Source organism: Halolamina salifodinae (genome assembly GCF_017874235.1).
Classification (GTDB): Archaea; Halobacteriota; Halobacteria; order Halobacteriales; family Haloferacaceae; genus Halolamina; species Halolamina salifodinae.
Map to the genome: position 1 here is coordinate 176,391 of NZ_JAGGLC010000002.1, position 22,037 is coordinate 198,427.

Sequence of the window (22,037 nt, forward strand, 5' to 3'; positions counted from 1 at the left end):
CGTGGTCGAGTTCACTGAGCGACCGTCGCATCTCGGCCCGGACGGCGAGCCGATCCCGCTCGAGGAGCATCTGGACGACGTTCGCGAGCGGGTGGACTGGCTCGTCTCCGACGACGCCGAAACCCCCGAAGGCAACTCGCTTCCGGAGTTGGCCGAGACGGTGGCACAGGCTCATGATTTCGGTAAGCTGACGGCGTGGTTCCAAGAGCATCTCCTCTCTGATGGCAATGCTGACCCGGACGGGCCGAAACACCACGCCCCGATATCGGCGCTGCTCGCCCACTACGCGCTCGAAGCACGGGGGTTCGACGGTGCCGACCCGCTCGTCGGGTTCCTCGCGGTAGCGAGACACCACGGGCGCCTCCCCGACAGCGCGGACTACGTTCAGCGAGCGGCCATCGAGCAGTCGGGGCGGATCCGGACGCTCTATCGGACGGAGGCGCTTGAGCAGGCGACACACGTCGACGAAACCGTCCCGGAACTCGCGCGCGTACTCGTCGAACGGGCCACGGACAGCGCCGGCGACTGGGAGACGTTCCACGAACGTCTCTCACGTGAGGAAGCCAGCATCGAGCTACCCTGGGTCGCGGAAGCCGCCTGCAGCGGGCGGCGACTTCGGCCGGCGCCGGAGAAGCTCCCAGAGGGGTTCTACGAGTCGGTACTTCAGGTCTGGAGCGCGCTCGTGTTCGCCGACAAGGCGAGCGCAGCGAGCCTGACGACGCGCATGGCCATCGGTCGGGATGCCTATCGGTCGACGCCGCCCCGACGGCAGGCCATCGACGAGCGCGTCACGACGCTTCAGGCTGAGAACGCCGAATCGGATCTCGACCCACGGACGGAGCAGATGAACGAACGGCGCGAGGACGCCCGTCGAGAGGTGGGTGCCCGGGCGGCCGAGTTCGTCGACGACGAACGTCGAGTGGCGACTCTCACGCTCCCGACCGGGATGGGGAAGACGCTTACTGGACTGGATGCCGCACTCACCGTACTGGAGAACCGGGGGCGTGACGAGCCGAGCGACGAGGGACGCCTCGTCTACGCGCTGCCGTACACCTCTATCATCGACCAAGTCGCCGCCGAGAGCCGAGAGCTGTTCGAGACGGGCGAGCGGAACGAACGGGTCACCGTCGACCACCACCTCGCGGACACGCTCGTCTCACCACCCGACGACGCCGACGATCCCGAGGAAGTCCCCGACGACGCCGTCGATCCCGAGGAAGTCCCCGACGACGCCGTCGAGAACGTCGCTTCCCTCCTCGGCGAGAGCTGGCGGTCGGGGTTGGTCGTCACGACGTTCGTCCAGCTGTTCGAGAGTCTCGCGGGGCCGACGAACAGTCGCTCGATGAAGCTCCCGGCGCTGTACGGAAGCGTCGTCGTCCTCGACGAACCACAGGCGCTCCCGCTCGAGTGGTGGCCACTCGTGGACCGATTGGTCGATCTGTTGACCGAGGAGTACGGCGCGTCGGTGATCGCGATGACGGCCACCCAGCCGAAACTCCTCACGGCGGGCGACCGCGAGCCGTTCTCGCTCGTTGCCGATCCGGACCCGTACTACGCGGAACTGGACCGGCTCGACTTCGTGCTCCACCCGTCCGCAACTGCGATGCTTCCCGCAGAGGGCGGCGCCCGTAACGCGGACGCAGACTCCGAATCGCCGGGTCTCTCGTACGACCGTGCAAGCGAACTCGTCGCCGATCGGGTCGACGACGGCAACTCGGTGTTGACGATCTGTAACACGATCGATAGCGCGAGGGAGCTCGCAACCGCTGTTACCGATCGAACGGCGCCGTTGAACGTCAACGAGGCGTACGCCGATCTGCTCGATTCTGCAGACCGGCCGACGGCATCGGTCCGACCCGAGCGAACGTACCGTGACGTTGTTCGTCGACGGCGGGACGACGAGCCGCTGTTGATCCATCTCACGACACGCCACCGGCCGTGTGATCGTCGGCACCTCATCCGGGTGGCGACCGACCTCGCCGAGGCGGGTGAGCCCGTGTTGTTCCTCTCCACACAGCTCGTCGAGGCCGGCGTCGACGTGAGCTTCGACGAGGTCATCCGGGATTTCGCCCCAATGGACAGTCTGGTGCAGGCTGCAGGTCGGTGCAACAGGTCCTACGACCGCAGCCGTGGCCGAGTGACCGTCTGGCGCCTCGAACCGCCGGCCGGTCGAGAGACCCCACCGTCCAGCGCGGTCTACGGCCGTGGGGAGAGCCTCACGAAACTGACCGCCCAGGCGCTGGCGACCGTCTACGACGGTGAGCCGATGCCCGAGCCGGCCGTGACGCGGGACGCTGTCGAGACGTACTTCGAGCTCCTGGATCGCCGCGATGTCGGTGCCGATGAGTACGTCGACTACCTCGAACACGCACAGGCCGAACAGCTCGGACGCCTCTCGCTGATCGACGAACGACCGGCGGCCGACGTGGTCGTCACGAGAACGGCCGAGGAACGGGAGACGATTGAGGCGCTCCGAGAGGCACACAGGGAGCATCGCTGGGAGGACCTCGACGACCTTGTCGAATCGACCGCCGACTGGCAGGTCTCGGTCCCGGTCTACCCCGGCGACGACGACACGCTGGAGAAGCTTCAGGCGTGTGAACGGCTCTTCCCGGACGCGGACCGGCTCGTCCTGGACGGCCGACCGGGACGGGACGACGGCTACTTCGACGCGACAGATGGTGTCGTCATCCCCGACACGAGCGTGGAGGCACGGTTACTGTGAGCGGCGATCCCGTTTCTCGGCTGCTCGCGACAGCCCGGGGCGACGCCGTCGAGGAGCCGTTTCGCGTCACTGGCGTGATGATGCAGTACTACTACGTCTGTGAACGGGAGCTCTGGTTCGAGAGCCGAAACGTCGAGATCGACCGGGAGAACGCGAGCGTCGCCCGTGGGACTCGCGTCGACGAGTCGTCCTACGGGGAACGCTCACAGGAGAACCTCCGGGTCGGGATGATCTCACTCGACCTGTTGGACGACGGTCGCGTCGTCGAAGTGAAACCCTCGTCGGCGCTCACGGAGCCGGCCCGGATGCAGCTATCGTACTACCTCTGGTACCTCGATCGGGTCATGGGGGTGCAGCGCGACGGCGTGTTGGCTCACCCGACCGAGCGTCGACGCGAGGACGTACAGTTGAACGAGGAGCGGCGCGAGAAAGTGAAGTCGGCGATCCGCGGGATTCACGGCGTCGTTACCGGCGACTCACCGCCCGAGGCCGTTGAGAAGTCGTACTGCGAGTCGTGTGCGTACCACGACTTCTGTTGGGTGTGATCATGGACAAGAACTACCACATCTTCTCTGACGGACGTATCGAACGGAGCGAGGACACGGTTCGGCTCGAGACCGAGGACGGTGAGAAGAAGCATATCCCCGTCGAGCACGCCGAGGCGGTGTTCCTCCACGGGCAGGTCGACTACAACACGCGGCTGATGTCGTTCCTGAACGACCACGGCGTCGCGGTCCACGTATTCGGCTGGAACGACCGCTACGCGGGGTCACTGATGCCGGAACGCGGGCAGACGAGCGGACGGACCGTCGTCGAGCAGGTTCGGGCGTACGATGATCCCGAGCGGCGTCAGTCGATCGCGGCGTCGTTCGTGCGTGGGAGCATCCACAACATGCGGACGAACGTTACCTACTACGACAGTCGAGACTACGAACTCGGGGGTGTGATCGACGATCTGGACGACGCGGCGGCCCGCGTCGACGCCGCGGGCGATATCTCCGAACTGATGGGCGTCGAAGCGACCGCCCGGCGGGCGTACTACCGGACGTTCGACGCCGTGCTCCCTGATTCGTTCACGTTCGATAGCCGGCAGTACAACCCCCCGCCGAACCCGGTAAACGCCCTGATCTCGTTCGGGAACAGCCTCGTGTACGCCAACTGCGTCTCGGCTATCCGCGCCACCGCACTCGACCCGGCAGTGAGCTACCTCCACGAGCCGGGGGAACGACGGTACTCACTGTCTCTCGATATCGCCGACCTGTTCAAACCGGTGCTGACCGACCGGCTCCTGTTCCGTCTCGTGAACCGGAAACAGATCGGCCGCGACGATTTCCGGGACGAAGTCGGCTCCTGTCTTCTCGACGAGTCCGGACGAACGACGTTTCTCAGAGAGTTCGAGAAGACCCTCGAACGGACGGTGGAGCATCCCGACCTGAACCGGAAGGTGAGCTACCAGTATCTGCTCCGACTGGAGGTGTACAAACTCAAGAAGCACCTGTTGGCCGGGGAGCCGTACGAACCGTTCCGGCGGTGGTGGTAGATGTACGTGATCGTCGTCTACGATATGGAGGCCGACCGGACCCAGTTGATGCTCAAACTCTGTCGCCGATACCTCATCCACGTGCAGAACTCGGTGCTCGAGGGTGAGATCACCGAGGGCGATCTCACGACGCTCAAAGGCGAGATCGAGGACCTGCTACAGGCGGGGGAGTCTGTCGTGGTCTATGAACTCTCCTCGGACTCCCTACTGAACCGCGCAGTGTACGGTGACGACCCGGCAGAGGACAGTCGATTCCTCTAGTCGATGTCGACCCCCCGGGGGCCCACGAGGGATTCGGGGTCGACGGAAATAGTGAAGTGAATACCCCTGGAAGAGCGGGTATGGTGGCCAAATTCACCATGGATTCAGACGTACCCTTGTGGGGTTGAAGCGCCGGTGACGGGCTCGAGGGAACGCCGATGGTGGTGATTCAGACGTACCCTTGTGGGGTTGAAGCGGCGTGCAGGACGGCACCGAGTCGGCGACGGCGGGATTCAGACGTACCCTTGTGGGGTTGAAGCCGCCGTCGGGAAGATCGGCGAGTGGACCGACGCGATTCAGACGTACCCTTGTGGGGTTGAAGCGTGCGCTGGGTAGCGCAGGGACTGCGCCATAATGGATTCAGACGTACCCTTGTGGGGTTGAAGCTTGTGGTGAACTTCCATCCCGTCAAGAGGCTCGAAGATTCAGACGTACCCTTGTGGGGTTGAAGCCTCGATCAGATCATCCAGGCAGTGGTATTCCCGGTGGATTCAGACGTACCCTTGTGGGGTTGAAGCACCACCTGATCGATCAGTGGGAAACTGAAGGGAGATTCAGACGTACCCTTGTGGGGTTGAAGCCCTGCACGCTGAAGTTCCCGGTATGCCTCGATGGGATTCAGACGTACCCTTGTGGGGTTGAAGCCCGTATCGCTTCGGCCTGATCGAAGGGGCCAGGTGTGATTCAGACGTACCCTTGTGGGGTTGAAGCTCCCCGCACCACACCGCACCACACACGCTACACCAGATTCAGACGTACCCTTGTGGGGTTGAAGCGGGCACGAGGGGAACCCGACAGAGGGGGATAGCCGAGATTCAGACGTACCCTTGTGGGGTTGAAGCCGCAGGGTGATCCGAAACGTGGCCCTCAGGTGGAGATTCAGACGTACCCTTGTGGGGTTGAAGCCCGAAGGTGACCGTCGAGCAGTCCGGGCAGGTGTAGATTCAGACGTACCCTTGTGGGGTTGAAGCGGACAGACGGTGTCTGATAGGAATCTATAACTTGATTCAGACGTACCCTTGTGGGGTTGAAGCATCCCGGAACTGATCTTCACTAAGGTGGGGCATACGATTCAGACGTACCCTTGTGGGGTTGAAGCCCGAAACTGGAGACGGTTCGGGAGGAGTACGACTGGATTCAGACGTACCCTTGTGGGGTTGAAGCCGCCGCCGCTTCGTCCCACCCGACGAGGCGGTCCCAGATTCAGACGTACCCTTGTGGGGTTGAAGCATGCAGGGGAACCGATTATGGCCGGATCCCGGGATTCAGACGTACCCTTGTGGGGTTGAAGCAGTTCGTGGCCGTGCACGTCGGCGTACACCGTCATGGATTCAGACGTACCCTTGTGGGGTTGAAGCGACCACGCGCTGGAACAGGTCGCGGTCGGTGTGGCGCGGATTCAGACGTACCCTTGTGGGGTTGAAGCCGCGAGTCGGTCGCCTCATCCAGCAGCGCCGTCCGAAGATTCAGACGTACCCTTGTGGGGTTGAAGCGCCGAGGAGAGGATCATCTTGTCGGAGGTCCGCATCGATTCAGACGTACCCTTGTGGGGTTGAAGCCCCCATCCAGCAGTGCAGGTGTGTCTGTGAACGGATTCAGACGTACCCTTGTGGGGTTGAAGCCCCCGTAACGCTGTCAGCATGCGACGCTACACAGGCGATTCAGACGTACCCTTGTGGGGTTGAAGCCTCCCGTTCGGGTGTCGTCGACGCCGATCGAGGCGTGGATTCAGACGTACCCTTGTGGGGTTGAAGCGTCGACTCGATCGTGGAGGTGGCCGAGCTTGGCTGATTCAGACGTACCCTTGTGGGGTTGAAGCCCTCCGTGGCGGTATCAGCCGCCTGAGTCGTGGTGATTCAGACGTACCCTTGTGGGGTTGAAGCTGTCAGTTAACCCTGTTAAGCTCTGAGCATGAACAGATTCAGACGTACCCTTGTGGGGTTGAAGCAGCGGCTTGTTGCCCGGATCGACGACGTGCGGCGGATTCAGACGTACCCTTGTGGGGTTGAAGCTACTCCCGAGGATTCGGCCCCCGAGACGACCGAGCAGATTCAGACGTACCCTTGTGGGGTTGAAGCCGGACTGTGGGGTGCGTACCGTGAGGTGGCCGGCGATTCAGACGTACCCTTGTGGGGTTGAAGCTCCTCGACGGAGTGGAGGCCTTTATCCGACGACGTCGATTCAGACGTACCCTTGTGGGGTTGAAGCCCCGAGTGCGTCTTCCAGAGCGTGAACAGCATCGGATTCAGACGTACCCTTGTGGGGTTGAAGCCCATCATCCCCATCGAAAGAGTGAACCACGCCACCCGATTCAGACGTACCCTTGTGGGGTTGAAGCACGCTGTTCTGCCCTGCTGTTCTGATCCTGGATCATGATTCAGACGTACCCTTGTGGGGTTGAAGCCCCCTCCGCGCGCTGGACCGAGGTAAGCGCAGTCGATTCAGACGTACCCTTGTGGGGTTGAAGCTCCAGTTCGATCCGGGCGTCGTCGGCGGAGAGCACGGATTCAGACGTACCCTTGTGGGGTTGAAGCTAAGTACGGATATTCAAGCCTTATTTCAGAGTAGTGGATTCAGACGTACCCTTGTGGGGTTGAAGCAGAAATCTGACCGCGTGGTTCGGGCGATGGACCGGCAGATTCAGACGTACCCTTGTGGGGTTGAAGCTGTTGGTGTACGGGCTCACTCGGGGCCTATACGCCACGATTCAGACGTACCCTTGTGGGGTTGAAGCGTCCGCGAGCCGGTAGAACAGCGAACGATAGCGATAGATTCAGACGTACCCTTGTGGGGTTGAAGCGCGAAGCGATGGAAGATTTCCGCAACCTCCGGGCGGGATTCAGACGTACCCTTGTGGGGTTGAAGCTCGGGGTCAGTCATCGCCATCACCATCCTCGCGGCTGTGATTCAGACGTACCCTTGTGGGGTTGAAGCCAGAACGGGAGATCCGCCTGATTCCCCACGCCGGTGATTCAGACGTACCCTTGTGGGGTTGAAGCTCCGACGGGAGCTCGCGCTACCCGCTGGACATGATCGATTCAGACGTACCCTTGTGGGGTTGAAGCCGGCTCGGGTGATCGACGATGACACGCCAGATCATCGGATTCAGACGTACCCTTGTGGGGTTGAAGCCTCGAGCTCCTGGTCGACTGCGTCGAGGACGTCCTGATTCAGACGTACCCTTGTGGGGTTGAAGCGACGGAGTAGTCCACCAGCGACGGGTCCACGCTGGGATTCAGACGTACCCTTGTGGGGTTGAAGCATACGCAAGCACGCCTGGTGGGTCTCGTTGAGCTCGATTCAGACGTACCCTTGTGGGGTTGAAGCGACCCCGCCGTCGCGACGGTCGCGGCGACGGGTTAGCGATTCAGACGTACCCTTGTGGGGTTGAAGCACGACTCGGGTCCTCCGGACTCGGCGTCCTGGTCGGATTCAGACGTACCCTTGTGGGGTTGAAGCGTGATGGACGCGGTGAGCACGTCCTCGACGGCGATGGATTCAGACGTACCCTTGTGGGGTTGAAGCGACTCCCCGTGCTGGTAGCCGCCCGACCGCGCGCCGATTCAGACGTACCCTTGTGGGGTTGAAGCCCCCGTCTCGAAGATGAGGTCGCCGTGGGCCGGCCGATTCAGACGTACCCTTGTGGGGTTGAAGCGCCCGGGTGAAGTTGTCGCAGATCGTATCCCAGGCGGATTCAGACGTACCCTTGTGGGGTTGAAGCCTGCGTCGGATGCTCGTACTCAGTCCGAACGGGCCGGGATTCAGACGTACCCTTGTGGGGTTGAAGCCCACGGGGGAGACGTCACCGACGAACTCCGCCGGCTGATTCAGACGTACCCTTGTGGGGTTGAAGCGACCACGAGACCGTTATCTCGTCCTCAACGGAGGCGGATTCAGACGTACCCTTGTGGGGTTGAAGCATCAGCGGGGCTGCCGAGAAGGGGGTCGCCAACTGAGATTCAGACGTACCCTTGTGGGGTTGAAGCGCGGGCAGCGTCATCGTCGCCGGTCTGCCCGACATCGATTCAGACGTACCCTTGTGGGGTTGAAGCGCTCAAGCATCTGGATCCGGCGACTCACCGGACTGCGATTCAGACGTACCCTTGTGGGGTTGAAGCCCACCGTGCCTTGATCGTCAGTCACCACCGAACCCTGATTCAGACGTACCCTTGTGGGGTTGAAGCCTTACACAGCGGCACACGTCGGACGCCGGTGTAAGAGATTCAGACGTACCCTTGTGGGGTTGAAGCAAGCTCGACTACGGTGTCGGTGGCGACACCGACGACGATTCAGACGTACCCTTGTGGGGTTGAAGCCTGTTCGACACCAGCCTGGAGGAGCCGATCTACGGCGATTCAGACGTACCCTTGTGGGGTTGAAGCAATTTCCAGACCGAACGCTAATGGTAATGGGACCTGATTCAGACGTACCCTTGTGGGGTTGAAGCGCCGAGACGTACGAGGTGGTCGGAGATGAGTGAGGCCGATTCAGACGTACCCTTGTGGGGTTGAAGCCCACTCGCCGTCACTGGAGTTGTCCTGCTTCGACCAGATTCAGACGTACCCTTGTGGGGTTGAAGCATGGGGTGACTCCGCATGGCACAGAACACTATCGATTCAGACGTACCCTTGTGGGGTTGAAGCAGGCAAGGAAGTAGGACACCGAGAGGGCGGCCCTCGATTCAGACGTACCCTTGTGGGGTTGAAGCCGTCTCCTCCTTCACGTCCTTCAGCCGCCACACGGATTCAGACGTACCCTTGTGGGGTTGAAGCACTGAGGCCGTCGTTCGTATCGCTCCCTCCGGGCCGGGATTCAGACGTACCCTTGTGGGGTTGAAGCGAGACGAGCGATCTGACGCTCGATCTCTCGTGGGGCGATTCAGACGTACCCTTGTGGGGTTGAAGCTTCTCCTTCTCCGCCCGTCTCCGGTCCTCTTGGAGGATTCAGACGTACCCTTGTGGGGTTGAAGCATTTGCTACCCAACCACCGTCTGGAGCGTTCTGCGAGATTCAGACGTACCCTTGTGGGGTTGAAGCTTCGACGTCGACGCCTCGACCGCCTGCAGGTGCGTCGCGATTCAGACGTACCCTTGTGGGGTTGAAGCGTTCCGGGTCTCGCTCAGCTGGTGCTCAGTCTCCCAGATTCAGACGTACCCTTGTGGGGTTGAAGCCGAGAACTGGTCGTGCTCGTTGCGCCACTCGTGGAGGATTCAGACGTACCCTTGTGGGGTTGAAGCGTCCTGCGAACCCTCGGCTCCGGCGAGGTCGAGGCGGATTCAGACGTACCCTTGTGGGGTTGAAGCCCGTAGCCGTTGTGACAGGCTCCGGGAGCAGAACGGATTCAGACGTACCCTTGTGGGGTTGAAGCCTCCGTTAGGCCGTCATCGGAACAGCCCACTTCGCCGATTCAGACGTACCCTTGTGGGGTTGAAGCATCCCGCGCACCCTCCAGACGATCACGGGGACCACCGATTCAGACGTACCCTTGTGGGGTTGAAGCCACGAGGGCGAGGACTGCAAAGCGTGCTCCCGCGAGATTCAGACGTACCCTTGTGGGGTTGAAGCTCGACGGTGCCGCCGCCGGAGAGGCCGGCCAGCTTGGATTCAGACGTACCCTTGTGGGGTTGAAGCACACTGACGTTCGAGGCCGAGTCGAGGTCCGAGAGATTCAGACGTACCCTTGTGGGGTTGAAGCACACTGACGTTCGAGGCCGAGTCGAGGTCCGAGAGATTCAGACGTACCCTTGTGGGGTTGAAGCGTCTCGGCCCCGGTGTCGGTCTGCGCGGCGCCGGCGATTCAGACGTACCCTTGTGGGGTTGAAGCGACGCGCTATGGCTCTGCGAGTACGAGCTCGACGACGATTCAGACGTACCCTTGTGGGGTTGAAGCGGACAGCGGGTGCGACTCCTCCACGCCCTGCTGGATTCAGACGTACCCTTGTGGGGTTGAAGCCGGGTGGATTTGGGAACCGTCGTCGGGGTCGCCACGATTCAGACGTACCCTTGTGGGGTTGAAGCGACTCCTCGCTGGAGGAGGGCATCTACGGCGGCGATTCAGACGTACCCTTGTGGGGTTGAAGCCTGGGCCTGCTCCTCCTCCCGTTCGCCAGGACCGTGGCGGTGGATTCAGACGTACCCTTGTGGGGTTGAAGCTCCTCCGGGTTGTCGGGGTACAGGGCCTCCTCGACGATTCAGACGTACCCTTGTGGGGTTGAAGCGTCGAGGATCTAGAGCTGATCAGCTCCAGGACGAGCGATTCAGACGTACCCTTGTGGGGTTGAAGCCTCGACGCGAACCCCGTCTACGAGGGTGTTGCTCGATTCAGACGTACCCTTGTGGGGTTGAAGCCTCGACGCGAACCCCGTCTACGAGGGTGTTGCTCGATTCAGACGTACCCTTGTGGGGTTGAAGCCTCGACGCGAACCCCGTCTACGAGGGTGTTGCTCGATTCAGACGTACCCTTGTGGGGTTGAAGCGACTGCACGTTGAGGGTCGCGGAATCGACCGCCGGATTCAGACGTACCCTTGTGGGGTTGAAGCGTGCTCGCTGACGCCGAACGCCGGGTCGCCCGGTAGATTCAGACGTACCCTTGTGGGGTTGAAGCGCCTACGAGGAGGTGCCTCGGGAGGACGTCGTCGAGATTCAGACGTACCCTTGTGGGGTTGAAGCACCCGACAGACCGTCGGGATCGAGCGCGACGCCGTCGACCAGGATTCAGACGTACCCTTGTGGGGTTGAAGCTGGGTCAGGAACGCCTGGCTGTCACCACCGGACGTGGATTCAGACGTACCCTTGTGGGGTTGAAGCTGCTTGTCCATGTAGAGCCGGTCCTGGGCACCGGTGATTCAGACGTACCCTTGTGGGGTTGAAGCATTCAGGTCTTGATTCAAGACAGAAACAGAGGGTGATTCAGACGTACCCTTGTGGGGTTGAAGCCGCGAGGGCTACGAGCGCGTGTACGGCGACGGAGCGATTCAGACGTACCCTTGTGGGGTTGAAGCCAGGAAACCATCGTCGGTCTCGTCGCCGTCAGCCCCGATTCAGACGTACCCTTGTGGGGTTGAAGCACGGAACTGGAATCCGTGGAATCAGGGACGCTTCTGGATTCAGACGTACCCTTGTGGGGTTGAAGCGTCCAAGCCAGTTCAGGCCAGCCACGCCGACGCCGAGATTCAGACGTACCCTTGTGGGGTTGAAGCAACTACGACGTCTACGGCTTCGCAGCCTGGCCCGAGATTCAGACGTACCCTTGTGGGGTTGAAGCGGCCGTTGCCCTTCCCACGGCCGCGAACTTACAACGATTCAGACGTACCCTTGTGGGGTTGAAGCCATCAATGCGGACGAAACGGGCAGCAGCACTGTGAGGATTCAGACGTACCCTTGTGGGGTTGAAGCCGAAATCTTCGTCGCTGCCGTGGCTGATTGGGGTCGATTCAGACGTACCCTTGTGGGGTTGAAGCACAGACGATACCGCTCTCGCCGACACATCTCCTCGGATTCAGACGTACCCTTGTGGGGTTGAAGCGGCTGGAACTCGTGGGGGATGCGGTCGTTCTCCGCGATTCAGACGTACCCTTGTGGGGTTGAAGCGGGTGGTCGTCGCGGTCGCCCGAAATTGAGGTCATGGATTCAGACGTACCCTTGTGGGGTTGAAGCGAACTGCACGCCGACACCGACGACTATCGGGAGCGGATTCAGACGTACCCTTGTGGGGTTGAAGCCTCGACCTGCTCCTCGAGGGCGTCGACGCGCTCGTCGATTCAGACGTACCCTTGTGGGGACCAGGGTTTCCCACTCCTTGTCGGCCGAACCTTCGACTTCACACGGTGATCTGCATACCGTCTTCGGGAACGAGAACATTCTCTATTGCCGATTGTAGTTCATCACGGCCGAGCAAGCAATGGTTGATCGCCTCCATATGGACGACCGCAACCGTGGCGTCGGTAGCGTCACGAACCGCAGCAATATCCTGGATGCCCATCGTGATGGGGTCGCCCTGCTCGAAACGTGCCTCCCCACCATTGAGAATGACCATCTCCGGATCGAACTGTCCCAATGTCTCTTTCACCGGCTCGTACCAGACCGTGTCGCCCGCAGCGTACACTGTCTTTTCGCTCTCGAACACGAACCCTGAAACTGGTCCCATATCCTCGGCTAACTCCCCATGCCCGTGACGGGCGGGTGTCCGGTGAATGGTGACGCCCTCGAAGGTAATCTCGTCATTGACTGGCCGCACATCAGTGAAGCCCTCCTCGGTGAAGGCCTCCGACTCCTCGGGCTGACAGAACAGCGCCACGTCGCCATTGAGTTCCTCCGTGGCTGCTTCGTCGAAGTGATCGGAATGGCGGTGAGTGACTACCACAGCATCGTAGGACAAGTCTACGGCAGGCATTGGGACGAGTGGGTTCCGTCTGTTGTTTGGCGAATTCGGCACGGGCGGGTTCTCACCCGGAGACGCGAACATTGGATCGACGAGAAACGTTGTGTCACCCATGTCTAGGCGGAGGGTGGCATGGCGAATCAACTGAACGCTGGTTTCTGTCGTCGTAGACATATGAGAACAGCTACGTAGCCCAACGCGGTGTGTTTTGCTTCGCCGGCCCTGGTCAAAGTCTGTTGACTACACACGAATTTGGACCGAGTGGCCGGTGAGTACATCTCCTGTACGATTCTGTGATCTGTTACGGTCGACTAATCTACCGTGCCCCGCGACTGATCCGGTAGTCCGGGCTCATTCTCTAGGCTTTTGTCCCCCAGACTGAGACCGACTTCGACGCCCTCTGCAGGTCAGTAATCGCCGAGCACACCCAGTCGCCGAGCACGCCGTGTCGTAAGGCCGAAGATTGCGTACCCCAGCCCCAGGTACCCTACAGACGTGCCGACAAGGACGGCGATCGTCAGTGGTTCAAACTCCCAAAGGTGGACCCCGTCGCGCATCGCTCGCTGGAGCATTGCGCTGCCCTGTGCTAGCGGCAGGAACCGCGCCCAGGGGATGTCGAACACGGGCGCGGAGATGAGGCCGATGAACGCGAACTGGAGGAGGTTGGCAACGTTCGAGATGCGCTTGTAGAGCACGCTCAGGCCCCCCATCACGAGTCCTAGCCCGAGTGCGCCAGCGATGGTCAGCGTGGCCACCGGGAGCACCGTCACGAGGTTGAGGTCGAGGGTCGTTCCCGTGATGAGCAACATCACCATAAGGACTACACTGGAGGTCATGAACGTCCGGAAGACGATGGCGATAGATTTCGCAAAGACGACCGGACCGAAGCCGAACGGGGTCATGAAGTGCCGTTCCAGCGTCCCCCAGCTCGCTTCGGACTGGATGTCGTTCATGATCCCTGAATAGGCTCCTATCGAGAGCGTCCACAGGAAGTATCCGACGATCAGTCCCTCGATGGAGTCCGAAAACGCCTGTCCCGCGACTAATGTCCCGCCGTAGAACATGAGCGCGAAGAAGAACACGCCCATAAAGATCCCGAGCGCCGCGTTCAGCGGGTATCGTATCCAGATCAGAAGGTCGCGGTAGACGACCGCCTTCAGGAGGTGGTAGTAGCCACCGGTCCGCTCGGGCTCTCTAAATCGCGGTGGGCCTTCCGTGCCGCTTCGATCATCTCTCCCACTGCGATCTCCTCCCGGAGCGGTCGTCATCGTTGGTCCCCTCCATCACCGGCGGGTGAGAGACCCGTCGGCGCCTTTTGGGCTGTCGACGCCCCGTCCTCATTCACGCGACTGGTTTCGCGGGTGCCATTCGTCATCTCGACGAACGCCTCCGCCAAATCCGGTTGCACCGTCTCGACGCTCGCTACGTCGAGATTGTTGGCCTCCATGGTGTCGGTCAACCGGTAGAACGTCTCCGTGTCGGCAGCCACCTCAAACCGAAGCCGGTCGTCAGTTCGTTGGACATCCGTCAGATCAAAGCGCTCCTGCAGATCTGCAAGGACCTCGTCGGTCACGCCACGGACGCTGATCCGGTAGCCTTTGGTCTCAAATCCGGCGAGTAGGTCCTCGACAGTGTCGTCGACGACTACCCGTCCATCGTTCATGATGACGACACGGTCACAGACGTCTTCGATGACGTCCATATCGTGACTCGAGATGACCAGCGTCAGGCCGCGCTCCTCGGCGAGTCTCCGGAGTTCGGTTCGAAGCTTCAGCGAACTCTCGATATCGAGCCCGAGCGTGGGTTCGTCGAGGAAGGCGACGGAGATGTCGCCGGCGAGGACGCTCGCGAGTGAGACCTTCTGTTTCATCCCGCGTGAAAGGTCGCGGACTGCTGTATCGGCTTTCTCCGCAAGATCCAGGTGTTCAAGCAGCTCGTCGTGCCGTTCAGAGACGGCATCCGGATCCTGCCCTCTGATCGCCGCGAAGTATCGGAGGTTCTCCCGGACAGTGAGCCGCCAGTAATCGTTGCGCGCGCCCTCCAACATGGCGTCGACGTACTCGTAGGCCGCTCGCGGGTTAGCGTGAACGTCGATGCCGTGGACGCGTACCGTACCGGCGTCGGGGAGGATGAGGCCGAGAATCGACTTGATCGTGGTTGTCTTACCCGCGCCGTTCGGCCCGAGTAGCCCTACTACCTCGCCAGGTGCGACCGTGAGGGAGACGTCCTTTACTGCGGTTACGGCGCTCTCGCCGCTTCCAAACGTTTTCGCCAGTCCGTCGACGTATATGGCGGCCTCGTTGGGGTCGAGCGAGGGGGATCGATCGCTCGCACCCAGAGCCGACCCGTCGTCGGGCGTCTCACCGCTGTTGGAGGGCCCCTTCGCCATTGAATGTCAGTGGGTTCGGCGCTTCGCCTGATAAGCCTATTGTCCGACTGATACGTCGTGGTACATCAGTCCGACGGTGATCCGTCACTGCCGCTGCTCATGAGGCCGAACCCTGCGAAGGACGGAATGTAGGTCGACCCGACACGGAGCCGTATCTCTCCCGAGCACGCACGTGCCCGACAGCTAGTTAGTGGATACTGAAAAGGTGTTTTTTGCGCCCTGAAGGGTGCGGCGCGCTCTGAACTGCCGGAGCTGCCGTGAACTGATTCGGTGATTTTCGATGGCTACGACCAGTGAGTCGTCGGTCTCTTTCGACGAGACCGACACACGATCGGACGAGATGTACAGGACGATCGAAGAGTGGATCGACAACCTCGTCGACGGCGTCGACGACGCACAGACCAGTGCGGAGTTCCAGGAATGGCTCGACGTGCAGAGCCGCTTCCACGACTACTCGTCTCGGACACACTCTTGATCAAGCGCCAGTGCCCCGAGGCCACGAAGATCGCCGGCTACCGGACGTGGCACGAAGAGTTCGACCGCCACGTCGAGGAAGGTGAATCGGCCATCTGGATCTGGGCGCCGATCATCACGAAGCGTTGCCCCGAGTGTGAGAACTCGCCGAGCTACCACGAGGACAGCGACTGTGAGTACGACGAGACGCCGCCCGAGGAGTGGTCCGAGGGACTTGTCGGGTTCAAGCCGGCGCCGGTGTTCGACATCTCCCAGACCGAGGGCGAACCACTCCCGGAGCTCGAAACCGAAGCGGCCGGTGACGTCGATGACCTCCTCCCCCGGCTGACAGAGATCGCCGATGAACTCGGCGTGACAGTCCGAATCGTCTCCGAGGCGGATTGGACCCATGGTGAGGCGAAGGGAATCTGCGAGCAGTTGAGTCTCATCGATATGCAGCCGCTCGTCGAAGTGCGTGATCGGGCGAACGACGCCGACCCCGCGCATACATTCACGAGTACGCGCACGCGCTGCTCCATTTCGACGTCGACGACGATACCGGGCGATCCAAGCGGGAAGTCGAGGCCGAGGCAGTTGCCTACGTCGTTGGGCGCTACTGCGGGCTCGACACCAGTGGGTCAGCGTTCTACCTCGCTGCGTGGGAGTCGGACGATCCGGAGGTCATTCGCGATCGCCTGGACCGAATCAGCCGGACGGCGGAGAAGATCATCGACATTCTCGAAAAGGAATCCTCGTTCTCACTCAGTTAACCAACAGGGGGTGAAGGATCATCCGCTCTGTGGCCGTCACGGGAGGTCTTCTGTCACGTCGACGAGTTCCTCCTCAGTTTGCCAGCGATACAGACGCCCCTCCCGGTCGAACAGCTCGAAGGCGCTGTCCTGCATCCAGCCGAAGGGGTGCTCCTCGTCCTCGTACACCCGCTTGAGGACGTGGCTCTTCGCGAAGAACTCCGTTGTGCCGACGAGCAGCCCCTGCTCGACGAGGAAGTCACTCGGCTCTTTTTCGGCGACGCCGACGAGGTAGGTCACGATGTCGGCGATCAGGCAGAACTTCTGGATGCTGTTGTCCCACTCCCCGCGGATATCGACCATCCGGAAGGCGTAGGCGTTGTGCCGGCGGTTGACCCGGTCGATCACGAGGTTCAGCCGGCGAATCGGTTCCCGGTCGTAGTTCCCGAGCACGAAGTACGAGCGCTCGTTTTCGTACACGGGGGTCAGTTCGCTCAGGGCCTGGAGGATCTCCTCGTTGTCCGCCAGCGAGATCTCTTCGTCGTCGAGTTGGTCCTTCGCACTGGTGAGGACCTCCTCAGGGACGGGCGGCTCCTCGTCGGGCATATGCAAACCCTCTCACCGCCGTACGATATGATTTATGAAGTAAATTACCAACTTAATCAGATGCGTTTTACCTCAGAGTGGTTTACCCAAGAGTAAACTACTTGTCGCCAGGACGTGTATCGTGTCGTATGAGCATCGACCCGGGGACTGCTGAGGGGATGGAATCCCGCGAACTCGTCCACTTCGTCACCCAACAGACGCGGTTCGCACTGATCAACAACATTCTCCAGCACCCCGAACAGCTCCCCTCGATGTACGAATTCGAGGAGCTCAACCCCAGCGTGAGCGACGCGACCGTCTACAAGCACATCCAGAAGCTCATCGATGTCGGCATCGTCAAGGAAGTCCCCTTGGATGATGACCAGCGCCGACAGGGCTACCCTTGGAAGTTCTACGGGCTCACCGAAACGGGCCGGGAGTTCCTCGACGACCACAACCTGCTCGCAGCAGAGGCGACGCTCCAGCAGATCTACGACACCATCTCAGACAAGCCCGAGAAAATGGTCAAGTACGAGAACGCCCCCCGTCCGGAAGAAGCGTAACTCCCGAACATTCGGCCTAAATTAGCACTCGATCAGGATTCGGTTTTGTAGTCTGTCGCCAGCTCCTGGAACTCGTCCCACTCCGGGAGCCGGTCATCGTCGACCTCGACGTGGGTCTCGAGGTAGCGGAACAGAGCGTCGATTTCGTCTTCGAGGTCATACTTCACCGCCTGCTCTCGGAGGTCCTCTTCGTCGATGACGATACCGAGCGATCCAAGCGGGAAGTCGAGGCCGAGGCGGTTGCCTACGTCGTCGGGCGCTACTGTGGGCTCGACACCAGTGGGTCAGCGTTCTACCTCGCTGCGTGGGAGTCGGACGGTCCGGAGGTCGTCCGCGATCGCCTGGACCGAATCAGCCGGACGGCGGAGAAGATCATCGACGCGCTCGAAGACGGATAACCGCCCTGAAAGAGTTAACCACCATCTGGTGGGTTCTCGTCCACTTGTTGGTTAAGCTCTCCAGTGCGCCCGAAGGTGCTGTTCGCCTTCAGGGTTCGACGTTGGCAGGCGTATAGCAGCGACGTCCGAGACCGATTTGTCGATGATTCCCTCCGAAACCTGCAGCTGATAGCCCTGGCTCGGAGACGAACAGTCATGCTCTTCTCACTACTGACACAGATTTAACTCATGGTGTTTGCCAGCATCTGTTGTATGTGTAGTTAACCAACAACCCGATGATAGCCTCCTGACTGTTGGTTAAACACCCGCGACAACGCGAGCGGCAGACGTGACAAAAGTAGTAAAATCCCGAAATCTATCCACACCGCTTTTCGGATTCGATGCGCAGCGGACCGCGGTGATCTAGTCGAGTAACTCCTCAACCGGCTCGCGCATACTCTGCAAAAATGCACGCTCGAAATTAATGCCCTCGGCATTGAGGTAAAAATCGAAGCAGTATCGACCATTGACGCCAGCCGCCAGTATAGCCATCCGTGTCCCGCCCGGCCTGGGTTCATTTCCGCGAGGACATGATCTGTATCGTCTAGATAGCCGTATTCCTGCGTATCGATAGCGAACTCGCCGACGGCATTGCAATGTTGGACGGACTCCGAGGCCATACACGATCCGAGAGTTTACTGGTCTGGGTTAGGCGAGAGAGTGGTTTCGAAACTACCTTTGAAACACTCATACGGAGAAAATTGGTGCCTGTATCGTCAGCCGGTAGTTCGTTCTCCCCCATTGTCTATCGAATCGGCATATGCCGCCCAGGAAGAGATCGTTGAGCACGGACTGGAGGCGTTCGAGTCATTCGATAGCGCCGATGGCTTCCCTCGACGACCCTGACGACATCTCGCCACTCTGAAGCACTGGCGATCATAGCCCAAATACTGATTACCGTGACGACTCCACGCTTACGGAGGGAATGCCCGAGAAACAGCAGTCTCCCGACTGGAATCTTTCCGAGCGGGACACGATTATCCTAGAGGAACTCGCTCGCGACCCGCAACTCACCTCCCGTAAGCTCCGGGACCTCCTCGAGGAGGAGTACGATATCGACGTCTCTCACGTGACCGTTAGTGAGTCGATCCGCCGGATGCGCGAGGACGGTGTGTTCCGTGAGGCGCTCGTCCCCAACGAAGAGAATCTCTTCTTTTCGCTGTTCGAGTTTCAGTTCAACCCCCAGGGGTTCGAAGACAACTGGAAAGACGCACTCGAACACATCCGGTCGAGCCGCCACACGTTCATGTACTTCCTCTCAGACGGCGAGTACCAGTGGAAAACCATCATGATGTTTAAAGACCGCGAACAGGAGTCAAAATGGATCCACGAGTTCTACAAAGAGTACGGTGAACTCATTACCAACCTCCGCAACTCAGTCGTGACGAACGTGCTCAAGTTCGGGACCGACCCAGGATTGTTCGAGGTGTTCCAGGAAGACGACGAGGAGTGACCGTCGACGTCGACCGCCGAATCAGTCGAACTCGCCGAACCGAGTGACAGCCTCTAACTCCTCCATCGGTGGGTCCTCGAAAGCGTGGCGCGCGATCGAACGCCGGTGGACTTCGTCGGCACCGTCTATGATCCGGAACTGCCGGACGTTCTCATGGAAGCGCGCAATCGGCAGGTCGTAGGCGATACCGTTCCCGCCACAGAACTGGAGCGCGTCATCAATCGCCTCCTGAACCACGTTCGCCGCGAACGTCTTCGCCATCGCCACCTCGATGCGCGCTTCGTGGCCGTCAGCTATCCGGCCGGCAGCATGTCGCACCATTGTTCGGGCGGCATGAAGCTCGGTCCGACGGTCGGCGATCCGGAACCGTGGCCCCTGCTTCTCTGAGAGCGGCTCACCGAACCCCTTCCGCTCAGAGAGATAGGCGGTTGCGATGTCGAGTGCACGATCAGCCATCCCGGCGTACCGCATACAGTGGGTAAGCCGTGCTGGACCGAGCCGCTGTTGGACCAGCGAGAATCCCTCGTTTACCTCCCCGAGCGTGTTCTCGACCGGGACCCGGACCTCATCGAACCGGATTTCGGCGTGGCTTGTCCCCACCAGCCCTTCGCCGAGGTGTGGGATTTCCCGGACGATCTCGACACCGTCCGTATCGGCGGGCACAAGGATGACTGAACAGCCAGCGTACGGGTGCGCCTCTTGGTCAGTTCGAGCGAACGTCAACAGTACATCGGCGTCAAGTCCGCCGGTCGTCCACCACTTGTGCCCGTCGATAACCCACTCATCGCCGTCCTTCTCGGCGGTTGTCCGCAGCATCTTCGGGTCTGACCCCCCGCCCTGCATCGGTTCGGTCATCGCGAACCCGGAGTCAATCTCGCCGGCCGCAAGCGGGCGGAGCCAGCGCTCCTTCTGGTCGTCCGTGGCTGCAATCTCGAGGGTGTGCATGTTCCCCTCGTCCGGCGCCGCACACCGGAGGGCGGTCGGGCCAAGCAGGCTCCGTCCCGTCTCCTCGAACACGGGCAGCATCTCACGGAATCCGAGCCCCAGTCCACCGTACGCCTCGTCGACCTGCGGGGCGTAGATCCCTCTGTCGCGCGCGGCGTCACGCAGTGCCTCGATCTCCGCCGGCGGGACTGGCCCCCGTCCAAGCCACTCACGCTCAACCGGAAGCACCGTCTCTTTGATGAACTCTCTGACTGCTTCGGCAACCTCCGGTCCGCGTCCAATGTCGTCGTACTCCATGCCGGATCTTATTTACCAGTGTAAATAGTGGTTCCGGCTATTCCCGCAAAATCTATAATACCCGAAACTGTTTCCTCAAGCGCCCAGAAATTGATTTACAATGTTAGCCAAATACTCTACAATCAATAAAAGACGTTCGGGCAGAGGTCAGTCGGGTTCTATCGCCTCCGGCACGGATCGAATGGGGGCCGACTGGCTGTGACCGACTACCTTGACAGGCTGGTCGACGACGACGCACTCAGTGCGTTCCTCACGGAAGAGTTCGGGCCGGCGGATTCCTTCACCGTCGAGCGACATGCGGAGGGCCACTCGAATGAGACACTGTTCGTCACGTGGGGCGACCGCGAGTTGGTAATCCGGCGGCCGCCACCCGGTGAGACGGCCGACACAGCCCACGACGTGCTCCGCGAGCACCGCGTCGTCGATGCGCTTGGCGATACCGGGGTTCCGGTTCCCCTGACGCTACGGGCCTGTGACGACTCAACAGTGCTCGGGAGCGACTTCTACGTCATGGAGCGGGCAGATGGCGACGTGCTGCGTGACGCCGAGCCGAAGCGATTCGCCGACCCGGCCGCGCGTGAACAGGTCGGGGCCCAACTCGTCGACACGCTGGCGGCAATCCACGCGGTCGACTACGAGGCAGTCGGGCTCGGCGAGTTCGGCCGGCCAGAGGGGTACACAGCCCGTCAGGTCAAACGCTGGACGGAACAGCTTGAGTGGGCCTTCGGGACAACGGAATCAGTAAGGGAAGTGCCCGACCTGGTCGCCGTCGGCGAGTGGCTCGCCGATAACGTCCCTGATGACCACCCGGAGACGCTCGTCCACGGCGACTTTAAGCTCGATAACGTGATGTATGGTCCCGGGACGCCGCCGGAAGTTGTCGCTGTCTTCGACTGGGAGCTGTCGACACTCGGGGATCCCCTCGCCGACCTCGGCTGGCTGCTGCTGTTCTGGTACGACGAGGGCGACCCGGACCCGCCGATGCCCGACCTGATGTCGACTTTCACTGCCAACGAGGGGTATCCAACCCGCGAAGAGCTGATCGACCGCTACGAGGCGGCGACAGGACGCGAGTTCGCCCACGAGCGGTTTTACCGCGCGCTCGCGGCATTCAAGATGGCGGGGCTTGGCGAAATGTTCCTTGCACGGCACCTGAACGATGACAGCGACGACCCACTGTATCCGAAAATGGAGACGCAGGTCCCCGAGCTCGCAGCGCGAACTCTCGCGTACGTCGAGGGCGAGACCGAGCGCCTATAA

Annotated in this window: 12 protein-coding genes, 3 pseudogenes and 1 CRISPR repeat array; of the genes and pseudogenes, 9 read left to right on the top strand and 6 right to left on the bottom strand. The window is 61.0% G+C overall.

Annotation, left to right across the window (positions count from 1 at the left end):
• Window position 1 precedes the first annotated feature (1 nt).
• Genes J2753_RS05390 through cas2 form a run of 4 tightly spaced genes read left to right on the top strand, consistent with a single transcriptional unit; the run spans window position 2 to window position 4,526 of the window.
• Complete coding sequence (locus tag J2753_RS05390) at window positions 2–2,725, top strand: CRISPR-associated endonuclease Cas3'' (RefSeq protein ID WP_209490906.1); 2,724 nt, start codon at window positions 2–4, stop codon at window positions 2,723–2,725.
• Window positions 2,722–3,270, top strand: coding sequence for a CRISPR-associated protein Cas4 (gene cas4, locus J2753_RS05395; RefSeq protein ID WP_209490907.1), 549 nt, complete (start codon window positions 2,722–2,724; stop codon window positions 3,268–3,270). The genes J2753_RS05390 and cas4 overlap by 4 nt, the downstream gene beginning before the upstream one ends.
• A 2-nt stretch (window positions 3,271–3,272) precedes the next feature.
• Window positions 3,273–4,265 (top strand): type I-B CRISPR-associated endonuclease Cas1b, encoded by a 993-nt coding sequence (gene cas1b, locus J2753_RS05400; RefSeq protein WP_209490908.1) that lies wholly within the window; start codon window positions 3,273–3,275, stop codon window positions 4,263–4,265.
• Window positions 4,266–4,526: a CRISPR-associated endonuclease Cas2 gene (gene cas2, locus J2753_RS05405; RefSeq protein WP_209490909.1), complete on the top strand. Its 261-nt coding sequence runs from the start codon at window positions 4,266–4,268 to the stop codon at window positions 4,524–4,526.
• 101 nt (window positions 4,527–4,627) lie between these two features.
• Window positions 4,628–12,313: direct repeats of the CRISPR family, unit length 30 nt; unit sequence GATTCAGACGTACCCTTGTGGGGTTGAAGC.
• A 32-nt stretch (window positions 12,314–12,345) separates the two neighbouring features.
• On the opposite strand, the gene J2753_RS05410 is transcribed toward cas2, so the two are convergent.
• The 3 genes from J2753_RS05410 to J2753_RS05420 all read right to left on the bottom strand — a co-directional run bounded on the left by J2753_RS05410 (window position 12,346) and on the right by J2753_RS05420 (window position 15,295).
• Window positions 12,346–13,080: an MBL fold metallo-hydrolase gene (locus J2753_RS05410; protein WP_209490910.1), complete on the bottom strand. Its 735-nt coding sequence runs from the start codon at window positions 13,078–13,080 to the stop codon at window positions 12,346–12,348.
• A 233-nt stretch (window positions 13,081–13,313) separates the two neighbouring features.
• Window positions 13,314–14,174, bottom strand: coding sequence for an ABC transporter permease (locus tag J2753_RS05415; RefSeq protein ID WP_209490911.1), 861 nt, complete (start codon window positions 14,172–14,174; stop codon window positions 13,314–13,316).
• Window positions 14,171–15,295, bottom strand: coding sequence for an ABC transporter ATP-binding protein (locus tag J2753_RS05420; RefSeq protein WP_209490912.1), 1,125 nt, complete (start codon window positions 15,293–15,295; stop codon window positions 14,171–14,173). Before J2753_RS05420 ends, J2753_RS05415 begins: the two co-directional genes overlap by 4 nt.
• A gap of 280 nt (window positions 15,296–15,575) precedes the next feature.
• Between J2753_RS05420 and J2753_RS05425 the strand changes: the two are divergent.
• Window positions 15,576–16,518: pseudogene (locus J2753_RS05425) on the top strand (DUF955 domain-containing protein).
• A gap of 36 nt (window positions 16,519–16,554) precedes the next feature.
• Here the strand turns inward: J2753_RS05425 and J2753_RS05430 are convergent.
• Complete coding sequence (locus J2753_RS05430; RefSeq protein ID WP_209490913.1) at window positions 16,555–17,103, bottom strand: hypothetical protein; 549 nt, start codon at window positions 17,101–17,103, stop codon at window positions 16,555–16,557.
• A gap of 128 nt (window positions 17,104–17,231) precedes the next feature.
• Here J2753_RS05430 and J2753_RS05435 point away from each other — a divergent pair, with 128 nt between their 5' ends.
• Window positions 17,232–17,645 (top strand): MarR family transcriptional regulator, encoded by a 414-nt coding sequence (locus tag J2753_RS05435; RefSeq protein ID WP_209490914.1) that lies wholly within the window; start codon window positions 17,232–17,234, stop codon window positions 17,643–17,645.
• 32 nt (window positions 17,646–17,677) lie between these two features.
• On the opposite strand, the pseudogene J2753_RS14620 reads toward J2753_RS05435, so the two are convergent.
• Window positions 17,678–17,842: pseudogene (locus J2753_RS14620) on the bottom strand (transcriptional regulator TrmB); the annotation flags it as partial.
• On the opposite strand from J2753_RS14620, the pseudogene J2753_RS05440 reads away from it, so the two are divergent.
• Window positions 17,837–18,043, top strand: a pseudogene (locus J2753_RS05440) (DUF955 domain-containing protein); the annotation flags it as partial. The pseudogenes J2753_RS14620 and J2753_RS05440 sit on opposite strands and share 6 nt — an antisense overlap.
• A 964-nt stretch (window positions 18,044–19,007) precedes the next feature.
• The gene (locus J2753_RS05445; RefSeq protein WP_209490915.1) at window positions 19,008–19,535 is read left to right on the top strand and encodes a winged helix-turn-helix domain-containing protein; all 528 of its coding nucleotides are present in this window, start codon (window positions 19,008–19,010) and stop codon (window positions 19,533–19,535) included.
• Window positions 19,536–19,556: 21 nt separating this feature from the next.
• Here J2753_RS05445 and J2753_RS05450 read toward each other — a convergent pair whose 3' ends face one another.
• Entirely contained in the window at window positions 19,557–20,777 is a 1,221-nt protein-coding gene (locus J2753_RS05450) for an acyl-CoA dehydrogenase family protein (protein WP_209490916.1), read from the bottom strand.
• 192 nt (window positions 20,778–20,969) lie between these two features.
• Between J2753_RS05450 and J2753_RS05455 the strand changes: the two genes are divergently transcribed.
• Window positions 20,970–22,037, top strand: coding sequence for a phosphotransferase family protein (locus J2753_RS05455; RefSeq protein ID WP_209491200.1), 1,068 nt, complete (start codon window positions 20,970–20,972; stop codon window positions 22,035–22,037).

What these genes read in the sequence shown, in the direction of transcription:
- J2753_RS05450 (WP_209490916.1), bottom strand. Translation starts at nt 20,777, where the DNA reads ATGGAGTACGACGACATTGGACGCGGACCGGAGGTTGCCGAAGCAGTC.
- J2753_RS05420 (WP_209490912.1), bottom strand. Translation starts at nt 15,295, where the DNA reads ATGGCGAAGGGGCCCTCCAACAGCGGTGAGACGCCCGACGACGGGTCG.
- J2753_RS05445 (WP_209490915.1), top strand. Translation starts at nt 19,008, where the DNA reads ATGCCCGAGAAACAGCAGTCTCCCGACTGGAATCTTTCCGAGCGGGAC.
- J2753_RS05415 (WP_209490911.1), bottom strand. Translation starts at nt 14,174, where the DNA reads ATGACGACCGCTCCGGGAGGAGATCGCAGTGGGAGAGATGATCGAAGC.
- J2753_RS05430 (WP_209490913.1), bottom strand. Translation starts at nt 17,103, where the DNA reads ATGCCCGACGAGGAGCCGCCCGTCCCTGAGGAGGTCCTCACCAGTGCG.
- cas2 (WP_209490909.1), top strand. Translation starts at nt 4,266, where the DNA reads ATGTACGTGATCGTCGTCTACGATATGGAGGCCGACCGGACCCAGTTG.
- J2753_RS05410 (WP_209490910.1), bottom strand. Translation starts at nt 13,080, where the DNA reads ATGTCTACGACGACAGAAACCAGCGTTCAGTTGATTCGCCATGCCACC.
- cas1b (WP_209490908.1), top strand. Translation starts at nt 3,273, where the DNA reads ATGGACAAGAACTACCACATCTTCTCTGACGGACGTATCGAACGGAGC.
- J2753_RS05435 (WP_209490914.1), top strand. Translation starts at nt 17,232, where the DNA reads ATGAGCATCGACCCGGGGACTGCTGAGGGGATGGAATCCCGCGAACTC.